This window comes from Pseudomonas sp. CCNWLW23, assembly GCF_037095675.1.
GTDB classification, from domain to species: domain Bacteria; phylum Pseudomonadota; class Gammaproteobacteria; order Pseudomonadales; family Pseudomonadaceae; genus Aquipseudomonas; species Aquipseudomonas atacamensis.
Genome location: NZ_JBAWKM010000020.1, coordinates 60296 through 80516, shown reverse-complemented (window position 1 = coordinate 80516; position 20221 = coordinate 60296). Strand labels below are relative to the sequence as shown.

18 protein-coding genes and 1 tRNA gene are annotated in these 20221 nt (G+C 60.5%); 7 read left to right on the top strand and 12 right to left on the bottom strand.

What is annotated here, in order from left to right:
* Positions 1-97 precede the first annotated feature (97 nt).
* The 3 genes from V8J63_RS22260 (at position 98) to V8J63_RS22250 (ending at position 5208) form a co-directional block, all read left to right on the top strand.
* Positions 98-1387: a GGDEF domain-containing protein gene (locus V8J63_RS22260; RefSeq protein ID WP_039757672.1), complete on the top strand. Its 1290-nt coding sequence runs from the start codon at positions 98-100 to the stop codon at positions 1385-1387.
* 90 nt (positions 1388-1477) lie between these two features.
* Complete coding sequence (locus V8J63_RS22255) at positions 1478-3274, top strand: acyl-CoA dehydrogenase C-terminal domain-containing protein (RefSeq protein ID WP_130888255.1); 1797 nt, start codon at positions 1478-1480, stop codon at positions 3272-3274.
* A 155-nt stretch (positions 3275-3429) separates the two neighbouring features.
* Complete coding sequence (locus V8J63_RS22250; RefSeq protein ID WP_016772869.1) at positions 3430-5208, top strand: acyl-CoA dehydrogenase C-terminal domain-containing protein; 1779 nt, start codon at positions 3430-3432, stop codon at positions 5206-5208.
* A 228-nt stretch (positions 5209-5436) separates the two neighbouring features.
* Here the strand turns inward: V8J63_RS22250 and V8J63_RS22245 are convergent, their stop codons facing one another.
* The gene (locus V8J63_RS22245; RefSeq protein WP_130888254.1) at positions 5437-6351 is read right to left on the bottom strand and encodes a LysR family transcriptional regulator; all 915 of its coding nucleotides are present in this window, start codon (positions 6349-6351) and stop codon (positions 5437-5439) included.
* Between the two features lie 169 nt (positions 6352-6520).
* Between V8J63_RS22245 and V8J63_RS22240 the strand changes: the two genes are divergently transcribed.
* The 4 genes from V8J63_RS22240 (at position 6521) to V8J63_RS22225 (ending at position 8921) form a co-directional block, all read left to right on the top strand.
* Complete coding sequence (locus V8J63_RS22240; RefSeq protein WP_130888253.1) at positions 6521-7747, top strand: aspartate aminotransferase family protein; 1227 nt, start codon at positions 6521-6523, stop codon at positions 7745-7747.
* 250 nt (positions 7748-7997) lie between these two features.
* Entirely contained in the window at positions 7998-8354 is a 357-nt protein-coding gene (locus V8J63_RS22235; protein WP_123443830.1) for a type II toxin-antitoxin system RelE/ParE family toxin, read from the top strand.
* Positions 8347-8667 (top strand): helix-turn-helix domain-containing protein, encoded by a 321-nt coding sequence (locus V8J63_RS22230; RefSeq protein WP_039757682.1) that lies wholly within the window; start codon positions 8347-8349, stop codon positions 8665-8667. Before V8J63_RS22235 ends, V8J63_RS22230 begins: the two co-directional genes overlap by 8 nt.
* 95 nt (positions 8668-8762) lie before the next feature.
* Positions 8763-8921, top strand: coding sequence for a YqaE/Pmp3 family membrane protein (locus tag V8J63_RS22225; RefSeq protein ID WP_003228885.1), 159 nt, complete (start codon positions 8763-8765; stop codon positions 8919-8921).
* Between the two features lie 142 nt (positions 8922-9063).
* Here the strand turns inward: V8J63_RS22225 and V8J63_RS22220 are convergent, their stop codons facing one another.
* From V8J63_RS22220 to V8J63_RS22170, 11 genes are all read right to left on the bottom strand, one after another.
* Positions 9064-10863, bottom strand: a complete 1800-nt coding sequence (locus V8J63_RS22220; RefSeq protein WP_130888252.1) for a S9 family peptidase — start codon at positions 10861-10863, stop codon at positions 9064-9066.
* On the bottom strand, positions 10829-11989 hold the full coding sequence (gene pqqE, locus V8J63_RS22215; protein ID WP_125925504.1) for a pyrroloquinoline quinone biosynthesis protein PqqE: 1161 nt from the start codon (positions 11987-11989) through the stop codon (positions 10829-10831). Before pqqE ends, V8J63_RS22220 begins: the two co-directional genes overlap by 35 nt.
* Positions 11961-12236, bottom strand: a complete 276-nt coding sequence (gene pqqD / locus V8J63_RS22210) for a pyrroloquinoline quinone biosynthesis peptide chaperone PqqD (protein WP_016772874.1) — start codon at positions 12234-12236, stop codon at positions 11961-11963. The genes pqqE and pqqD overlap by 29 nt, the downstream gene beginning before the upstream one ends.
* The gene (pqqC, locus tag V8J63_RS22205; protein WP_039757691.1) at positions 12233-12985 is read right to left on the bottom strand and encodes a pyrroloquinoline-quinone synthase PqqC; all 753 of its coding nucleotides are present in this window, start codon (positions 12983-12985) and stop codon (positions 12233-12235) included. The genes pqqD and pqqC overlap by 4 nt, the downstream gene beginning before the upstream one ends.
* A gap of 139 nt (positions 12986-13124) precedes the next feature.
* Positions 13125-14036, bottom strand: a complete 912-nt coding sequence (gene pqqB / locus V8J63_RS22200; protein WP_125925506.1) for a pyrroloquinoline quinone biosynthesis protein PqqB — start codon at positions 14034-14036, stop codon at positions 13125-13127.
* Positions 14037-14117: 81 nt separating this feature from the next.
* Complete coding sequence (pqqA, locus tag V8J63_RS22195; protein WP_003444522.1) at positions 14118-14192, bottom strand: pyrroloquinoline quinone precursor peptide PqqA; 75 nt, start codon at positions 14190-14192, stop codon at positions 14118-14120.
* 156 nt (positions 14193-14348) lie between these two features.
* Positions 14349-16760, bottom strand: coding sequence for a pyrroloquinoline quinone biosynthesis protein PqqF (pqqF, locus tag V8J63_RS22190; RefSeq protein ID WP_336464634.1), 2412 nt, complete (start codon positions 16758-16760; stop codon positions 14349-14351).
* Between the two features lie 38 nt (positions 16761-16798).
* Positions 16799-17593, bottom strand: a complete 795-nt coding sequence (locus V8J63_RS22185) for a carbon-nitrogen hydrolase family protein (protein ID WP_071173821.1) — start codon at positions 17591-17593, stop codon at positions 16799-16801.
* 12 nt (positions 17594-17605) lie between these two features.
* Entirely contained in the window at positions 17606-19288 is a 1683-nt protein-coding gene (locus V8J63_RS22180; RefSeq protein WP_016772878.1) for a flavin monoamine oxidase family protein, read from the bottom strand.
* A 214-nt stretch (positions 19289-19502) separates the two neighbouring features.
* Entirely contained in the window at positions 19503-19964 is a 462-nt protein-coding gene (locus tag V8J63_RS22175) for an Lrp/AsnC family transcriptional regulator (RefSeq protein ID WP_016772879.1), read from the bottom strand.
* Between the two features lie 179 nt (positions 19965-20143).
* Positions 20144-20220 (bottom strand) — tRNA-Ile (locus V8J63_RS22170).
* Position 20221 lies beyond the last annotated feature (1 nt).

The window sequence follows — 20221 nt, the reverse complement described above, 5'->3', positions numbered from 1 at the left end:
ACAGAGACCGTGTGTGATCTGGATCACATTGTATGGGCTTGGCCGCACTTTGCAGGCACAATGCCATCTCTTTGCTATGACGGGTCGGAGCTTACCCTTGCCGCGTTCTTCCGCTGTGCGTTTCAGCCATTTCCTGCCATCACTGCTGTTATTGCTTGCGGGGCTGGCGGCTGCGTACGTCAAAGACCTCAGCGTATTCTTCACATCGCTGTTCAACGTCCTGCCGACATTGGTTCTGCTCCTAGGTGGCGCGTATTGCGCGGTGTACCGACGTCAGCGCGAACTGTTTCTGATGCTGACGGTGTACATCGCCTACTTTCTGCTGGACACCCAGACCGATTTCTACCGCGACAACGGCAAGGTCCGCGAAGACGCTGCGGTGGTGTTTCATCTGGTCTGCCTGCTGCTGCCGTTGTTGTTCGGATTATTCGCCGCATGGCAGGAACGTACCCATCTGTTTCAGGACATGGTCGCGCGCTTTGCCGTGCTGCTGGCATTTGGCAGCGTGGCGCTGGGACTGGAGCAAAGTTACCCACAGGCGCTGCTGCTGTGGTTGTCGGAGATCCGCTGGCCGGCGCTGCACGGCGCGTGGATGAGTCTGATCCAGTTGTCCTATCCGGTGTTCATCTCGGCCTTCCTGCTCCTGGCCTGGCAATACTGGCGCAACCCGCGCCCGCTGCACGCGGCGCAACTGGTCGGCTTGCTCGGGGTGTTCTGGATGCTGCCGAAGACCTTCATTCTGCCGTTCACCCTGAACATCATGTGCAGCCAGGTGATGCTGATGATCGCCGCGGCGGTTGCGCATGAGGCCTATCAAATGGCCTTCCGCGACGAGCTCACCGGTCTGCCGGGACGTCGCGCGCTCAACGAACGCATGCAGCGTCTGGGGCGCAACTACGTGCTGGCGATGAGCGACGTCGATCACTTCAAGAAATTCAACGACACCCACGGTCATGATGTCGGTGACCAGGTGCTGCGCCTGGTCGCCAGTAAACTGTCGAAGATCAGCGGTGGCGGTAGGGCGTATCGCTACGGCGGTGAGGAATTTGCCTTGGTCTTTGCAGGCAAAACCCTTGAGGAATGCATGCCGCACCTGGAAGTGATCCGTGAGTCGATCGCCTCCTACAGCATTCAGCTACGCAACCAGGAAAACCGCCCGCAGGATGATCAGCAAGGTCGCCAGCGCCGTAGCGGTTCCGGGGCGTCGGCGGTGTCGGTGACGGTGAGTATCGGCGTCGCCGAACGTGTCGAGCAGCGCACCCCTGAAGAAGTGCTCAAGTCCGCCGACCAGGCGTTGTACAGCGCCAAGGGCGCCGGGCGTAACTGCGTCATGGCATTCGGGCAGAACCGCCGTGGCGCGGTGCGCATGGACGCTGCTGCGGGTTGAGTGATGACGGCGCATTCAGCGCCTGCACGATGATTGCCGCGCGTGGTGGCCAGCAGTAGGTTGGAGGAATCTGCTGACGGAGAAGCCACCATGCCCGAGTACAAAGCTCCCCTGCGCGACATGCGCTTTCTGATCGATCACGTCTTCGACTTCCATACCAACTACGCCAATCTCGGCGCGCATGACGCCAGCCCGGACATGATCAGCGCGATCCTCGAAGAAGGCGCGAAGTTCTGCGAGAACGTGCTGGCCCCGCTCAATCGCAGCGGCGACGAAGAGGGCTGCCATTTCGACAACGGTGTGGTGACAACGCCTACAGGCTTCAAGCAGGCCTTCGCACAATATGTCGAGGGCGGCTGGCACGGTTTGGCGGCTGATCCGGCTTACGGTGGCCAAGGATTGCCGAGCTCGCTGGGACTGGTGATCAGCGAGATGGTCGGCTCCAGCAACACGTCATGGGGCATGTACCCCGGCCTGACCCACGGCGCGATGTCGGCGATCCACGCCCACGGTACCGCCGAGCAGAAAGACACCTACCTGAGCAAACTTACCGCTGGCCAGTGGACCGGCACCATGTGCCTGACCGAAGCCCACTGCGGCACCGATCTGGGCATCATCAAGACCCGCGCGGTGCCACGGGCCGACGGCAGCTACGCGATCACCGGCAGCAAGATTTTCATTTCCGCCGGCGAGCATGACCTGAGCGACAACATCATCCATCTGGTCCTGGCCAAGCTGCCGGACGCACCGGCCGGAACCAAGGGCATTTCCCTGTTTATCGTGCCCAAGTTCCTGCCCGATGCAGCAGGCGAAGCGGGAGAGCGCAATGGCGTTTCCTGTGGCTCGATCGAGCACAAGATGGGCATCAAGGCTTCAGCCACCTGCGTGCTGAACTTCGATGCCGCCACCGGTTACCTGATCGGCGAGCCGAACAAAGGCCTCAACTGCATGTTCACCATGATGAATCACGCGCGGCTCGGCACCGGCATGCAGGGGCTGTGTCTGGGCGAGGCGAGTTTTCAGGGTGCGATCAAGTACGCCAATGACCGCCTGCAGATGCGCGCGCTGACCGGCGCCAAGGCCCCGGAAAAACCTGCCGATCCGATCATCGTCCACCCCGATGTGCGGCGCATGTTGCTGACCATGAAAGCCTTCAACGAAGGCAACCGCGCGCTGACCTATTTCACCGCGCAGATGCTCGATGTCGCGCACCTGAGCAGCGACGCCGAGGCGCGTCAGGAAGCCGAAGACCTGTTGGCGTTCCTCACGCCGATCTGCAAGGCCTTCATGACCGACACCGGGCTGGAAGTGACCAACCACGGCATGCAGGTGTTCGGCGGCCACGGTTTCATTCGTGAGTGGGGCATGGAGCAACTGGTGCGCGATTGCCGGATTGCGCCGATCTACGAAGGCACCAATGGCATTCAAGCGCTCGACCTGCTTGGGCGCAAGGTGCTGGGCAGTCAGGGCAAGCTGCTGCGCGGCTTTACCAAAATCGTCCACAAGTTCTGCGCAACGAACGCCGACCACGCGCAATTGGGCCGCTTCATCGCGCAACTCAACGGGCTCAATCAACAGTGGGGCGACCTGACCATGAAGGTCGGCATGGCCGCCATGAAGAACCCGGACGAAGTCGGCGCCGCATCGGTGGATTACCTGATGTACAGCGGCTACATCATCCTTGGCTACCTGTGGCTGCGCATGGCGTTGGTTGCCCAGACACAGCTGGAGGCGGGCGAGGGTGAGGCTGACTTCCTCAAGGGCAAACTGGCGACGTGCGAGTTCTACTTCAAGCGCTTGTTGCCGCGTACGGCTGCGCATCAGGCAGCGATCGAGGCAGGCAGTGATTGTTTGATGAATATGCCGGCGGAGGCATTTGCTTTGTAGGGCGGATCGAAAGATCGCGGCGATCTTTTGCTGGTGACCAAAAATAACAAATCAGTCACCGGCTGACCCTATGTGTCGCAAAAGTTGTTGAGGTACACTCGGGCTCAGAAAACATCATTCCACGAACCACCTGTTTAGATCTTGCGAGGTTTGCCATGGCTGACTACAAAGCGCCGCTGCGCGATATGCGCTTCGTCCTCAATGAAGTGTTCGAAGTCGCCAAACTCTGGGCCGAGCTGCCGGCGCTGGCCGAGACCGTCGACGCCGAAACCGTTGAAGCGATTCTCGAAGAGGCCGGCAAGGTCACCAGCAAAAGCATCGCGCCACTGAGCCGTGCCGCTGACGAGGAAGGTTGCCATTGGGCGGACGGTGCCGTCACCACGCCGGCCGGTTTCCCACAGGCCTATCAGACTTATGCCGAAGGCGGCTGGGTCGGCGTCGGCGGTGATCCGGCCTACGGCGGCATGGGCATGCCCAAAGCCGTGTCGGCGCAGGTCGAAGAAATGGTCAACTCCGCCAGCCTCGCGTTCGGTCTGTACCCGATGCTGACCGCCGGCGCCTGCCTGTCGATCAATGCGCATGCCAGCGAAGAACTGAAAGCTGCGTACCTGCCGAACATGTACGCCGGCATCTGGGCCGGTTCCATGTGCCTGACCGAGCCGCACGCCGGCACCGATCTGGGGATCATTCGCACCAAAGCCGAACCTCAGGCCGACGGTTCCTACAAGGTCAGCGGCACCAAGATCTTCATCACCGGCGGCGAGCACGACCTCACCGAAAACATCATTCACCTAGTACTGGCCAAGCTGCCGGACGCCCCGGCCGGTCCGAAAGGCATTTCGCTGTTTCTGGTGCCGAAGTTCATGGTCAATGCCGACGGCAGCCTAGGTGCGCGTAACCCGGCCAACTGCGGGTCCATCGAGCACAAGATGGGCATCCAGGCCTCGGCGACCTGCGTGATGAACTTCGACGAAGCCGTCGGCTATCTGGTCGGCGAGCCGAACAAAGGCCTGGCCGCGATGTTCACCATGATGAACTACGAGCGCCTGGGTGTTGGTATTCAAGGCCTGGCCACCGGCGAGCGCTCTTATCAGAACGCTGTTGAATATGCGCGCGATCGTCTGCAGAGCCGTTCGCCGACCGGTGCGCAGAACAAGGACAAAGTCGCTGACCCGATCATCGTCCACCCGGACGTGCGACGCATGCTGCTGACCATGAAAGCCTCGAACGAAGGCGGCCGTGCGTTCTCCACTTACGTGGCGATGCAACTGGACACCGCCAAGTTCAGTGAAGACGCGACCACCCGCAAGCGCGCGGAAGATCTGGTGGCGTTGCTGACGCCGGTGGCGAAAGCCTTCCTGACCGACCTGGGTCTGGAAACCACCGTCCACGGCCAGCAGATTTTCGGCGGCCACGGCTACATCCGCGAGTGGGGCCAGGAGCAACTGGTGCGTGACGTGCGCATCACCCAGATCTACGAAGGCACCAACGGCATTCAGGCGCTGGACCTGGTCGGGCGCAAGATCGTTGGCAGCGGCGGCGCGTTCTACCAGCTGTTCGCTGACGAGATTCGCCATTTCACCGCAACCGCCAGCGCCGATCTGGGCGAGTTCACCAAGCCGTTGAACGATGCCGTCGACACCCTCGACGAGCTGACCGCGTGGCTGCTGGACCGGGCGAAAAACAATCCGAACGAAATCGGCGCGGCCTCGGTCGAATATTTGCAAGCGTTCGGATACACCGCTTACGCCTACATGTGGGCGTTGATGGCCAAAGCCTCGCTGGGCAAGGAAGCGCAAGATGATTTCTATGCGAGCAAGCTGGGCACCGCACGCTTCTATTTCGCCCGTTTGCTGCCGCGTATCCACTCGTTGAGCGCGTCGGTCAAGGCCGGTAGCGAGTCGCTGTTCCTGCTGGATGCGGCGCAGTTCTGATCCTGTAGATGTCATGTAAGCATTTGCTTACGTGACGTGCTGCTGTTCTCCCATATCCGTATATTGGATCCACGGCTAATCTACATTTCATGGACGTCGCGCAGGAAGCGCAAAGTAAACAACACGGACACGTAGGATTCTGCCAGGGTGGCGGAGTGAAATGGATGTCAGGGAAACAGTCTGCAAAGCCCCGCTTCGGCGGGGTTTTCTTTTGCCTGAAGAAAAGTTTCAGGCAAGCGGATCGAGAGCCGGCTTCATTTCGCGATCGATCACCTCTTCAAGCAATGTCCGCAGCAATGCCAACGAGGCCTGCTGGCGTTGCACATCACGGCACACCAGGCCAACTTGCAACGGCACCCGTGGCTCGCTCAGCGGTTTCCACAGCAGATCTTCATCGTCGTATTCCTTTTGCGAACGTCCCGGCAGTACCGTCGCCAGCCGGGTGTGCGGCAGGCTGTCGAGAATCCCCAACATATTGTTCAGCTCGGCCTGCACCTGCGGGCGTCGACCGAGGCTGGTCAGTTGTGCCTGCCAGATCTGCCGAATCTGAAACTCCTCACCGAGCAGCAGCATTGGCAGCTCAGCAGCCTGGCGCATCGAGACTTTCTTGAACTCGCGCAATGGATGGTCTGCCGGGATCACCAGCGTCAGTTCATCTTCGTACAGCAATACGCCGTGCAGACCGGGTTGGCGCGGTGGCAGATAGCTGATGCCGATGTCTAGCGAACCATTGAGCAGACGCCGTTCGATTTCCAGGCCCGTAAGTTCATAGATCTGCACCACCAGATGCGGCTGCGCCTTGCGCACACGCTCGAGCATTTGCGGCACGAGGCTGGTGTGCACCGTTTGCAACACACCGATCGCCAGGGTGCGCAACGCCTGCCCCTTGAAATTGCCCAACGCCTCGCGCGCCCGCTGCAAGCCATCGAGCAGCGGCAACGCGTGGTTGTACAGCGTGTGCGCAGCGAGGGTCGGCAGCAGGCGTTTACTGCTGCGTTCGAACAGGGTGACGTCGAGATTCTGCTCCAGCTGACGGATCTGTTGCGACAGCGCTGGTTGCGAGATCGAGAGGCGCTCAGCCGCACGGCCGACATGGCCTTCTTCGTAGACCGCGACGAAATAACGCAGTTGTTTGAAATCCATAAGTCGTGCTTATCGAAATGGCTGGGAAATCGAAATGGCCTGAAGCCGTTTGCGCGCCTAGTCTAACCGCATTCACAAGGCTTGCAGGGCCAGAAAGCGTGACGAATTCCATTTGCTTCGTTCGTGATTACATAGGCAGTTCAAAAAACCTCAAGCGAGGTTCTTCCGCATGAATCTGTTCAGTTTGCGGCGCCAGACGCCGAGTCTGGATGACCTCTGCTTCGAGGCGGGGCCATCCGCTATGACCGACCATCTCAATGCCCAACGCCTGATACCCAGTGTCGAGCGGCCGCATCAAGTGTTCGTTCGCGGCCAGGGTTCATGGCTGTGGGACAGCAACGATCGCGCCTACCTCGACTTTTCCCAGGCCGGCGGCGCCAACAGCCTTGGCCACAGCCCCACGGCGCTGGTCAAAGCCATCGCCAATCAGGCCCAGGCGCTGATCAATCCCGGCTGCAATCTGCAAAATCGCGGCATGCTCAGCCTCGCCGAACGTCTGTGCGCCAGCACGTCCAGCGATCAGGCCTACCTGCTCAACAGTGGCGCCGAGGCTTGTGAGGCGGCAATCAAACTGGCGCGCAAATGGGGGCAGCTGCATCGCGGCGGTGCCTCGCGGATCATCATGGCGCAGCAGGGTTGCCATGGCCGCAGTCTGGCGACGGTCGATCGAGTGCCATTCAACGACCTGCCGGCGCTGCACGCGGCGGTTGATGCGCAGACCGTGGCAATCATGCTGGAGCCGATCCAAAGCGATGCCGGGGTCATTCCGGCGACCGAGCACTACCTCAAAGGGGTCGAGCGACTGTGTCGTGACCTGGGCATTCTGCTGATTCTCGACGAAGTGCAGACCGGTATGGGCCGCTGCGGCAGCTTGCTTGCCGAACAGTCCTACGGGATTCGCGCCGATATCGTCGTGCTCGGCAAAGGCCTCGGCGGCGGCTTGCCGCTGGCGGCCTTACTGGCGCGAGGCAAGGCCTGCTGTTTCGCCATCGGCGAGCTGAGCGGCACTCATCACGGCAACGCCTTGATCACGGCGGCCGGTCTGGTAGTGCTCGACAGCATCCATGACCGCAGCTTCCTTCAGCAGGTCAACGACAACGGCCAGCACCTGCGCGAAGGCCTGGCGCGACTGGCCCACCGCTACGGCCACGGCGAGTTGCGCGGCCAAGGCCTGTTCCATGGGCTGACGCTGTCCGACGAATGCGCCGACGCCGTCGTCCATGCCGCACTGCACGAAGGCCTGATATTGAACGCCGCGCAGCCTGACTGCCTGCGCTTTACCCCCGCCCTCACTGTCAGCAAAGCCAACATCGACGAAATGCTCCTGCGCTTGGGCCGCGCCTTCTCGCGAGTGCGCACCGCCCAGTTGCAATGCCGCAAGGGCATTGCCGTCTGAGCTGAGCAGCTCCAACCGATTACCCGAACCGTCTCGCGGTATAACGCACGCCCCACGCCTGATTCTTTTGGCGTGGGGCGTTTTTTTGTGGCCGGGTTTTACAGACGGGATTTAGAGCTTGAGGGATCGTACCGCGGATGGTCTTTTAGAGAATACCAGCAAGGGATGCGGCTACGGGCTGATCGGTATCACCGAAAAAGCCGTTTTGCGATCTGTACCACTAGGTGGTATGTTTTTGGAAGGGATACCTATGCCATTGAGGCTGTTCAAGACCAGGCGCTTCGCCCTTCAGGCCAGCAGGGCGTGGATCACAGATGAAGAGTTGCAGGAGGCGTTTCACCAGATGCTTCAGGGACAGGCGGACGATCTTGGCGGAGGCGTGTGGAAGAAGCGCTTGAAGGCGAACCGCCACCGTTCGATTGTTTTGGCAAAAGGTGGACATTACTGGATCTACCAAGTGCTTTTCGCCAAGCAGGATCAAAGCAATATCACGCCAACAGAATTGAAGGATTTACGTAAATTGGCAAAGGTTTATGCGCAACTGACCGAAGCGCAGATCAGCGACTTGTTGGCGATGAAGGAGTTTGTGGAGATATGTCATGAGTAAGAAATTCAAAAGTGAAGTCTTTGAATCGATACACGAATCAGCCGGGGCGTTGCTTGCTGTCGGAGCAATCAACAAAGCAACGATGCGAGAATTCGATGACTCCTGTCTGGCATCGGTTCCCTTGGCGATCCCGGCTGAGGAGATCAAGGCGCTACGCGAGCGTAACAAGGTCAGCCAGCCGGTGTTTGCACGCTATCTCAACACCAGTGCATCCACGGTCAAACAATGGGAATCGGGTGACAAACATCCCAGCGGTATGGCGCTCAAACTACTGAGCATCGTACAAAAACACGGGTTGAAAATTCTCGCTTGAGCCTGACGCAGCTATTGCACTGAACCCTGACGAACGGCGCAGGTCGATTAGCTTGTATGGCTCAAGTGAGCCAACCCCCATTCAGGAGCTGCCCCATGGATTTCATTCGTATCATCATCGCTATTCTGTTGCCGCCACTGGGCGTGTTTCTGCAGGTCGGGTTTGGCGGGGCGTTCTGGCTGAACATTCTGCTGACGTTGTGCGGCTACATTCCGGGGATCGTGCATGCGGTGTATATCATCGCCAAGCGTTGAGTTCAGTGGCGTCTGATCAATAGCTATCGCGGGCAAGCCCGCTCCCACAGTGTTATGAGTGATGACAATTTTTGTGTACACCAAATAACCTGTGGGAGCGGGCTTGCCCGCGATTGGAGCGACGCAGTCTCAAAGTGAGGGCTCAGTCAGTCAGCCCCATCACCCGCCGATAAAACGTCCACTCCTGCTCCAGTGCATGCGCCTGGTTGGCCGCGCGACGAAAGCCGTGGCGTTCGTCAGGGTAGTAATGCGCCTCGACCGGGATGCCGTTGTGCTCCAGCGCCGCGACCATGTCGCGGGTCTGTTGCGGCACGACCACCGCGTCCAGTTCACCCTGGAAGAAAATCACCGGCACGCGAATATTGTCTGCGTGCAGCAATGGCGTGCGGGCGGCATAGCGTTCGGCATCTCGCTCGGGATCGCCGATCAGCCAGTCCAGATAATCGCCCTCGAACTTGTGCGTGGCCCGTGCCAAAGCCACCGGATCGCTGACGCCATAGAGGCTGGCGCCTGCGCGGAAAACCTGCCTGAACGCCAGTGCGCACAATGTGGTGTAACCACCTGCACTGCCACCGCGAATGAACGCGCGGTCGCCATCGATCAAACCTTGGTCAGCGAGATAACTCACCACCGCGCAGGCATCCTCGACATCCACCTCGCCCCAGCGCAAATGCAGCGCTTGCCGATATTCGCGACCATAGCCACTGCTGCCGCGATAGTTGAGGTCGGCGACGGCAAAGCCGCGCTGCGTCCAGTACTGGATGCGCGGATCGAGGATCGGATAGCACGCCGACGTCGGGCCGCCGTGGATAAACACTACCAGCGGCGGTTTCGCTTCACCGCTCATGGCCGGGTAAAAGAAACCGTGTGCCTCGCCGGAGCCGCTCGGATAACGCAAGGTCTGCGGACGGCTGATGCGTTCGGCAGGCAATGGAGCCACGCCGCCAGCGAGGATTTTCGCTGCATGAGAGACACGATCAATGGCAATCACTGCTGACGGGCTCACCGGCGTTGCGGCAATGCAATAGATGAACTGTTGATCCATCGCCAGGTGGCGGAAGCGGCTGTAGTCGCCGCTGAAATCTTCATCGCCAAGGGCCAGGCGACCGAAACCGGCCTCGGTCCAACTGGCTAAATAATGATCGCCGACAGGCAGCCAAGTGCAGCCGCCAAGCTGCCACGGCGCCGGCGCGTGATCGGCCTCGGCACTCGGTAGCGCGTGCAAGCCATCGGACGTTTCGACCCACGGCTGCCAGTAGCCGCCACGATCTGTCAGGCAGTAGAGCCGGCCGTCGGCGTCGAAACGCGGCTGCTGGATCGACTCCTCGATCTGCTCGCCGGCAATACAACGAGGCGCAGAAAAATCACCGTCCGCGACCATCAACCGCGTCGAGGTCCACGGCTGATGCGGTCGGCTCCACTCGATCCACGCCAGCCGCCGGCCGTCCGGGCTCAGCGTTGGCGACGCATAGAAATCCGCACCTTCGGCCAGCACCTGTCGCGTACCGCTCGCCAGATCGATCGCCACCAGGCGATGTCGATCCTGCTGCTCTTCGACCGCCAACACCCGGCCAGCGGCGAATTGCAGATCGCCGTAGCGGCAGTCAGTCGACGTCAGCGCGACCGGCTCGCCATCCAGCGCCTGCCGATACATCTGCTGATCCGCTTCATTGACGAAAACCACCCCGTCAGGCGTCAGACAAAACGCACCACCGCCATATTCGTACACGCGGCTACGCACGCTGAAACCGTCCGGCGTCAGACGTTTCGCCACGCCATCGCGGCAATGCCAGATCCGGCATGCGGCATCCTCGGGGCGGTATTCATTCCAGAACACACCATGGGCGCCGAGCTGCAGTTCGGCGAAGTCGGTTCCGGCGGCGACGGCTTGGGCGGCGCTGAAAGGCTCAGCCCTTGGCGATGAGGCGTGAGTTTCGTTCATTGCGAAAGGCCAGTTGTTCGATGGTTTGAGTGGCGCTCTCGGCTTCTTCGCGGGCCTTGAGGATCACGCCGTGATGTTCGGACTTGCTGCACACCGGGTCGGCATTACTGGCGTCGCCGGTGAGCATGAACGCCTGGCAGCGGCAGCCGCCGAAGTCTTTTTCTTTCTCGTCGCAAGAGCGGCAGGGCTCGGGCATCCAGTCGTAACCGCGAAAACGGTTGAAGCCGAACGAGTCATACCAGATGTGTTGCATGCTGTGATCGCGCACGTTGGGAAACTGCACCGGCATCTGGCGGGCACCATGGCAGGGCAGGGCGGTGCCGTCCGGGGTGACGGTCAGGAAGATGCTGCCCCAGCCGTTCATGCAGGCTTTCGGGCGTTCTTCGTAGTAGTCCGGAGTGACGAAAATCAGCTTGCATGGATGCCCTTCGGCTTCCAGTCTGGCGCGGTATTCGTTGGTGATGCGTTCGGCGCGCACCAGTTGTTCCTTGGTCGGTAACAGGCCAACGCGGTTGAGCTGCGCCCAGCCGTAGAACTGGCAAGTGGCGAGTTCGACGAAGTCAGCCTCCAGCGCAATGCACAGCTCGATGATGCGGTCGATCTTGTCGATGTTGTGCCGATGGGTGACGAAGTTCAGCACCATCGGATAGCCGTGGGCCTTCACCGCACGAGCCATTTCCAGCTTCTGTGCAAAGGCCTTTTTCGAGCCCGCGAGCAGGTTGTTCACTTGCTCGTCGCTGGCCTGAAAACTGATCTGGATGTGATCAAGCCCGGCCTTTTTGAAGTCGCTGATTTTCTGCTCGGTCAGGCCAATGCCGGAGGTGATCAGGTTGGTGTAGAAACCCAACTGCCGCGCTTCACGGATAAGTTCGGCCAAGTCCTGACGCACCAGCGGTTCGCCGCCGGAAAAGCCCAATTGCGCCGCGCCCATCTCCCGCGCTTCGCGGAACACCTTGATCCATTGCTCGGTGGTCAGCTCTTTGCCCTGCTCGGCAAAATCCAGTGGATTGGAGCAGTACGGGCATTGCAGCGGGCAGCGGTAAGTCAGCTCGGCGAGCAACCACAGCGGCAGGCCGACTTCCGGTTTGGCCGGCAGATCAGCCAAGGGTGAGCCAGTGTTGCTCACGGGCAACCTCCATGAATTGCTCGACGTCGTCACCGAGCTCGGGCACGCCGGGGAACTGCTTGTCCAGTTCGGCAATGATCGCCGCGACATCACGCTCACCGTCAATCAGGCCGCCAATCAGCGCGGCCGTTTCGTTGAGCTTGATCATGCCTTCCGGATACAGCAAGACATGGCCCTTTTGCGCCGGCTCGTATTGGAAGCGATAGCCCGGGCGCCAGCTCGGCACTTTGCTGCGGTCGAAACTCATAAGATGATTCCTTTATGCCAGACCCGTTGTTCGGTCACGCTGTGATACGGCGGACGGTTCAGTTCATAGGCCATGCTCATGGCATCGAGCATGCTCCAAAGAATGTCCAGTTTGAACTGGAGAATTTCCAGCATGCGCTCCTGGCCTTCGCGGGTCTTGTAATGCTCAAGGGTGATCGCCAGCCCATGCTCGACGTCACGCCGCGCCTGACCGAGACGGGTGCGGAAGTATTCGTAACCGGCCGGGTCGATCCACGGGTAATGCTGCGGCCAGCTGTCGAGGCGCGACTGGTGGATCTGCGGCGCGAACAGTTCGGTCAGCGAGCTGCTGGCGGCCTCCTGCCAACTGGCGCGACGGGCGAAGTTGACGTAGGCATCGACAGCGAAACGCACGCCGGGCAGCACCAGCTCCTGAGAACGCAATTGGTCTGGGTCGAGGCCAACAGCCTGGCCCAGACGCAGCCAGGCTTCGATGCCGCCATCTTCACCGGGTGCGCCGTCGTGGTCGAGCAAGCGCTGAATCCACTCGCGGCGGATTTCCCGATCCGGGCAATTGGCAAGGATCGCCGCGTCTTTCAGGGGAATGTTCACCTGATAGTAGAAGCGGTTGGCGACCCAGCCCTGAATCTGCTCGCGGGTCGCGCGGCCTTCGTACATCGCCACGTGGTAAGGGTGGTAGATGTGGTAGTAGGCGCCCTTGGCGCGCAGGGCCGCTTCGAATTCGGCGGGGGACAGCGGGGTGTCGGTCATGTCTGTTCTCCGGGAACAACCCTGGAAATCTCTGGTGTCTGTGCTGGCCTCTTCGCGAGCAGGCTCGCTCCCACAGTTGATCGCATTCCATTGTAGGAGTGAGCCTGCTCGCGATAGACCGCGCAGCGGTCTCGATTGCTTAAAGCACGATACTCATGCCATCAAACGCTACTTCAACGTCACGCCGCGCAAGTTCGGCACGCTCCGGCGAATCCTCGTCGAGGATCGGGTTGGTGTTGTTGATGTGGATAAGCACCTTGCGTTGCTCGGGCAACTGCTCCAGCACTTCGAGCATGCCGCCGGCGCCGTTCTGTGCCAGGTGGCCCATCTCGCGACCGGTGCGGGTGCCGACGCCACGGCGCTGCATTTCATCGTCATCCCACAGCGTGCCGTCGACCAGCAGGCAATCGCTGTCCGCCATGATTTCCAGCAACGGCGCATCGACCTTGCCCAGTCCCGGCGCGTAGAACAGCTTGCCGCCGGTGCTGAGGTCTTCAACGATCAAACCGATGTTGTCGCCCGGATGCGGATCGAAACGGTGCGGCGAATACGGCGGCGCGGCGCTGCGCAACGGTAACGGTGTGAAACGCAGGTTCGGGCAGGCCGCTACGGTGAAGCTCTGGTCGAGCTCGATACGGTTCCAGTCCAGCCCGCCATTCCAGTGGGTGAGCATTTTGAACAAGGGAAAACCGGTGCTCAGGTCTTCGTGAACCATGTCCGTGCACCAGACCTGATGCGGGCAGCCTTCGCGCAGGCTGAGCAGGCCGGTGGTGTGGTCGATCTGGCTGTCCATCAGGATGATCGCGCTGATGCCGGTGTCGCGCAGGGCGCGGCCCGGTTGCATCGGGGCGAAGCTTTGCAGTTGCGCGCGGATGTCCGGCGAGGCATTGCACAGCACCCAGTTAACGCCGTCATCGGAAATGGCGATGGACGATTGGGTACGGGCCTTGGCGTTCAGGCTGCCGTCGCGAAAGCCTGCGCAGTTGACGCAGTTGCAGTTCCACTGCGGAAAACCGCCACCGGCGGCCGAACCCAGAATCTGGACGAACATGAACGCTCCATCATTTCAACGCGGAAAATAAAACGCCTCGGCGAGCCGAGGCGTTGCACTGCGATTCTGCGTAAGCAGAACTCAGCGGCTGGCGAAGTACATGGTGACTTCGAAGCCGATACGCAGGTCGGTGTAAGCAGGTTTGGTCCAGGCCATGAGATGTCTCCTTCTGAGGGTTGGGATAGCGCTATCCATAGTTATAGTCCACGGCAGCGCGGTGATGTTCCAATTAGTTAGGCGGCTATGTTACTCAAAATTTCAACGCCGTGACCCGTGAATCTTTGAGAAAGCTCCTTGCAGCCTCGGTAATGATCAGTTTGTCGCTGGCCACGGCGCGTCCGGCATCGATTCATTGGCCAGGCAATGGCAGCCGCCCTCGGCATTGATCAGACGCTGCGCAGCATCGAGCAAAGCCTGGCGATTCAGCTGCTGAATCGCCGCGACCAACTGCTCACGGTAATCCGACGAATGGCCAGCGAGTTTGCCCTGCCACAGCAGCTCGGCGGCATCCTTGGTGGACAGCGTGGCGTCGTCGAACTGAACGGCGAGGCTTTGGCGCTGTTGCTTAAGGCTTGCGTCATCGAGCGTTTCGATCAACGCGGGGATGTTTTTCAGGAACTCTTGAATGTGTTCGAGCAACTCGGCGGCCGAAGTCGTCGGCGATTGTGCGCCAAAGACAATCGCGGTCCTGCCGTGCAATTGACGCAGCGCGCTGAACACGGCGTACCCCAATTGCAATTCGACGCGCAGGCGCTGGTAAAAAGGCGTCTGGCACAGCTGAGCCAGAAGGCGCCATGCAGCTTCATCAGCGATGTCGCGGCTGGCAGTCGGGCAGACCAGCAGCAAGACGTGTTCGCTGGAGGCCGTGTTGATCTGGCTCCAGTGGAACTGGCCTTGTGTGGTTGGCATGACCGGTAGCTGATTGTCCGGTGTGCCGGGAATGCGGCTCAGCGCCAGGCCCAAGGCTGATTGGGTTTGTTGGTTGAGGCCTAGAGCGAGGCCGTCCCAGCGCGAAGTTGTCCACAGCTGATTGGCGTCATCGCTGGTTTCAATCGTGGGCAGGGATTTCTCTGGCAACGCTTCGAGTAGTTGGCGGATCGGCATCGACGGTATCTGCACCGCGTCGCGCGGCGAATCGGCGTCGATCATCGTCAGACATTTCAGCGCATGCTCGAGGACGCTGGGCATCGGTTCCTGTAGTCCGGTCATTTTCAGCAGGCATTGGTTACCTGCGGCGCTGAAAGACAAGTCCACTCCGGCTTGGGACGCATCCTGTCGGGTCTGGTGCAGACTGCGCTGCAATCTTGAGCGCAGATCGGCGCTGGCCGCCGTCTCGCCCTGCCAGCGCAGGTAAATCGCGCCCTCATCGCTGTTGTCCGGCAGGGCCAGGCTGAACTGCATCGGCGATCGCTCGCGACGACTGCGCGAGCGATCCTGGGCGAAGGTGCGCAGGCCACGGTGGGCGCTGGTCTGGCCGCGAATCAGCCCGGCGTTGGCCAGCGGTTCACTGGCGCGCAAGAAAGGGTTGGCGGCGGGCAGATGCCAATGATCGCTGAAGTTATCCACAACGCCGATTTCGCGAAGGATGTGCTCAAGTGCGGCAGCGCCGGATTCGGACAGGCCGAATGCTTGCTGCTCGATGTCGGTTCGCGCCAGTTGCAATGCGCCGCTGACTTGCTGCTGGCGCTGAAGCAGGGCGGCGTATTCCTCGCGCAACGGCGTCCAGTCCTGACGGGCGAAGAAGCTCAGCCAATCCAGCAGCCGTTCGTGAATGGCGTTCAACTGCTCGCCGTCGGCATGGAATTGAAGATGCAGCAGCGCTTGGCCGGCGAACTGGTAAAGCGGCGTGGCTTTCAGGCTGTCAGCCAGATTCTGTTGATGCAGGTATGCGAGCAATCCACCAGGTTTTGCGCTATTCAACCAATGACAGAGAAAGGCCATCGCCTCGGCGGATGACTCGGACAACGCGTCGAAAGCAAATAACAGGTTCGCGTGAGCGCCGACCTGTTGGTAACTTTTCACTGCCAACGGTGGCGGTGCGGCCTGGGCAACTTTATCCCCAACCGGCAACACCGCTGCGAATTGCTGCGCCAGCTCCCGAAGCTCATCGATACTTTGCGATCCGACCAGACTGAGGGTCATTTGCCCGGTTCGATAAAAGCGCTGATGGAAGTCTTGCAGCGCCGACTGAAACCCTGGCGATTCGACCTGCAAGCTGCCCCGATTGCCCGCATGAAAACCGCGCAACGGATGCTCCGCTGGTAAACCTTCATACAAGGCAAACTGCTGTTGCGCTGTCGGATCCTGCGACCAGGCGACAAACTCCGCCTGCAGCACTTCCCGTTCACGCAGTTGATCGTCCAGATTCATCCGTGGCCGGGCGAGCATGTCTGACAGACGCTCGAGCCCCGCGCTGAAGGACGACACAGGCAACTCGAAGAAAAAGTCCGTGGTGCGCTCGCGGGTGCTGGCATTCACCTGCCCGCCGTGACGTTGCACGTAGGCCATCAGCCCTTCGTCTGTGGGAAAACGCTCGGTGCCGAGAAACAGCAAGTGCTCGAGAAAATGCGCCAGCCCCGGCCATGCCAGCGGCACGTCATGACTGCCGGCCGCCACGCGCAACGCCGCAGCGCTGCGCTTGAGACCGGGCACGTGGCGCAGGGTCACGCGCAGGCCGTTGGCCAGGGTTTCAGAGTGGGGGCGGGGATGAGTCGGCGCAGGCATGGGCACTTCCAGAACAGTGAAGTGCCCATGCTAGCGGATTAGCGGCGGTTGAGCGCGCCGTAAAGCTCCGGGCGGCGATCGCTGAGATAGCGATTGGCCTGGCGTGAGTCGTTCATCAATTGGCGGTCCAGTTCACCGACGATCAACGCTTCGTCCAGACCTGCCAGGGCGATGCGGCTGCCGTCCGGCGCGGCAATGCTGCTTTGCCCACAGTACTGAATATCGCCTTCATGGCCGCAGTAATTGGCGTAAGCCACGTAGCACTGATTTTCGAAGGCGCGGGCACGCACGGTGACATCGGCAACGAAATCGAACGGAATCATGTTGGCCGTCGGCACCACAATCAGCTCGGCGCCGGTCAAGGCCAGGCGCCGCGCGTTTTCCGGAAACTCCAGGTCGTAGCAGATCAGGAAGCCGAGCTTCCAGCCGTTCAATTCAACCACCGGCAAGTCGGAGTCACCGGGGCTGAACATCGACCGGTCGAGATCGCCAAACAGATGCGACTTTCGATAGTTGCACAGGCGCTCGCCGTGGGCGTCGATCAGTTGCACGGCGTTGTAGATCTGCCCGTCGGCGGTGCGCTCCGGATAACCGTAAACGATCGCCAGACCCGCAGCCTTGGCAATCCGGCCGATCTGCTGCGCCCATTCACCGTTGTAGACCTCGGCCAGCGTGCTCACCGCTTCGGCGCCGATGTTGTAGCCGGTCATGAACATTTCCGGCAGCACCAGCAGGTCGGCGCCCTTGGCCTCCATCGCTACCTGATGCAGGCGCTGCAGGTTGGCGGCGGGGTCCAGTGGCAGCGGTGGACATTGGTAAACGGCTACGCGCATCGGGGTATCCTCTTACTCGGGCAGGGCGATAGGGCCGATGTCTTTGAACACATCACCCGGGCCCGGGTTCTCTTTATGTGTCGAACCGCCGAAATGTTTCATGATGCCCCACACCGCGTTGAGCGAGGTCTGCACCGCGCCTTCGACCCACGCCGGGGTCCACGACACGTCGTCGCCGGCGATGAAAATCCCGCGCTGCTCGGCCGGCATATCGTCCTGCATGAAGTGCGCATACATGCGCTGGTTGTAGCGGTAATGGCCGGGCAGGGCGCCCTTGAAGGCACCGAGGAAGTACGGATCGGCTTCCCACGACACGGTGATCGGATCGCCGATGATCCGTGCGGCGATGTCGACTTTCGGGTAGATCTTTTTCAGCGCGTTCAATGCCAGTTCAACGCGTTTTTCTACCGGATGCGGGAGCATTTTCAGCGCGTCGCTCATCCACGAGTAAGACAGGCAGATCACTCCCGGCTTGTCGTCGCCGTTGTCGAACAGATAGGTGCCACGGGTCAGGCGATCGGTGAGGGTCATGCTCATCACATCGCGGCCGGTCTCCGGATCCTTGTCCTTCCAGAATGGTCGGTCGACCATCACGAAGGTTTTCGACGACTGCATGTAGCGCGTGCGGTCGAGGGCCATCCACATCTTCTGCGAGAACAGGGTTTCGTCGCATTCGATCTGAGTGGTCAGCAGCCAGCTCTGGCAGGTTGTCAGGACGGCGGCGTATTCGCGGGTGTCACCGTTGTTGTCGGTTACGGCGAAACGGCCTTGCGGTGCGTGGGCAATCTTCTTCACACCGGAACGCGGTGCGCCACGGTGCAGGGATTTCAGGCTGGTGCCGGCCGGCCAGTGCACGCAGCGCTCCGGCACATGGCGCCAAATGCCCTGTGGCACCTGCTCGACGCCACCGACCACCAGGTGCTGGTGATCGTCGCAATTGGTCATTACCACGCGGAAGATTTCCAGCATCGAATTGGGAAAGTCCGAATCCCAGCCGCCGGTGCCGAAACCGACCTGACCGAACACTTCGCGGTGCTGGAACGACAATTTGGCGAAGGCTTTCGAGGTGGCGACGAAGTCGTAAAAGGTCCGGTCGTCCCACAGCGGCACCAGCTTGTTCCACAACTCTTTCAGGCGCGGCACATCGCGATCACGGATGGCTTGCTGGATGTCGGAGAACTGCGAACCGGCTTCCAGCGCATCTGCCCAGGCGTCAGCCACTTCCTGAAACAATGCAGGAAGATCCTTCAGGCTTTCGGCGTAATAGGTTTCGCCCTCCAGATCGATCACGGTACTGCCAGACGCGCCGGTCAGCGGGTTGGGGAAGGGCTTGGTTTCGAGGCCGAGCTTGTCGACGTAGTGGTAGAACGCTGTGGAGGAGACCGGAAAGCGCATGCCACCGAGCTCGGCGACGATGGCATCGGTGCCGTTGAATGCCTGCGAGCGCAGACGACCACCGAGTTTCGACGCCTCGTACACCACCGGCTTCAAACCGAGTTTCATCAGTTCATACGCAGCCACCAGACCGGCAATACCCGCGCCGACAATCGCCACCTCAGCGCCATGGTGCTGCTCGGGAATGCTGCCCAGCCCGGCGGGATGCTCGATCCAGTCGTCAAACGCGAACGGAAAGTCCGGACCGAAAATGGTGACTGGTTTTTTTCCGTCTGCAGGATGGCGATTGTTCTTGTTCATGGCTGACCTTATTGGCGACCCGACGCAGGATTCGCGTCTGAGTATAGGAAAAGATGCCAGCCATTCTAGGGAGCGTGGAGCGCGTTAATAAGACGCAATGTGTCGTCGTTTTGCCTGATTGTTGTGCAGACTGACGATTGTGGGCTGCATACCGACCAAAAAATGGGAGCGAGCCCGCTCGCGAAGCGGCTCAGCCAGAATGCCCGGCCAATGCTCAGACCGGCTGCCCGCGATCAATCTTGCTGCTCAGAATGATCGAAGTCGTAGTTTTCTCCACCCCATCGACGCTGCCAATCTGATCCAGCAATTGATCCAACTGCTCCGGCGAATCGGTGCGCAACCACGCCACATAATCAAACTCGCCACTCACCGCACACAGCTGCTGTACCTGCGCCATCGCACTCAAACGTCGCAGCACGTCCTTGCCGGAACGCGGTTGCACCTTGATCCCGACGTAGGCCTGCAAGCCACCATCGACCACACGCTGACCCAAGCGCACGCCATAACCGGTGATTACCTTGGCCTTTTCCAGGCGGGCCAGACGCGACGTCACCGTCGTGCGAGCAATGCCTAGCTGACGGGCGAGCATGGCCACGCTTTCGCGGGCGTTGATTTGCAGCGCGGCGATTAGCTGGCGGTCGATTTCGTCGAGGATGGGTTGGCGGGTGTCTGGCAAGGGGGACTCCGGTGGCATGGGACAATCAGGTTAAGGATGGTACAGGGACAATCGCGTTGGGGCTTTCTGCGTTCTCTCAAACGGATTTTCCTGCGCAGTTCCAGAACGTTGCGCCCGCCAAGACGAAACCCAACCACTCGCCCACAAAAAAGCCGCGCATTCAGCGCGGCTTTTCAATTTGGTGGGCCCACACGGACTCGAACCGTGGACCAAAGGATTATGAGTCCTCTGCTCTAACCAACTGAGCTATAGGCCCT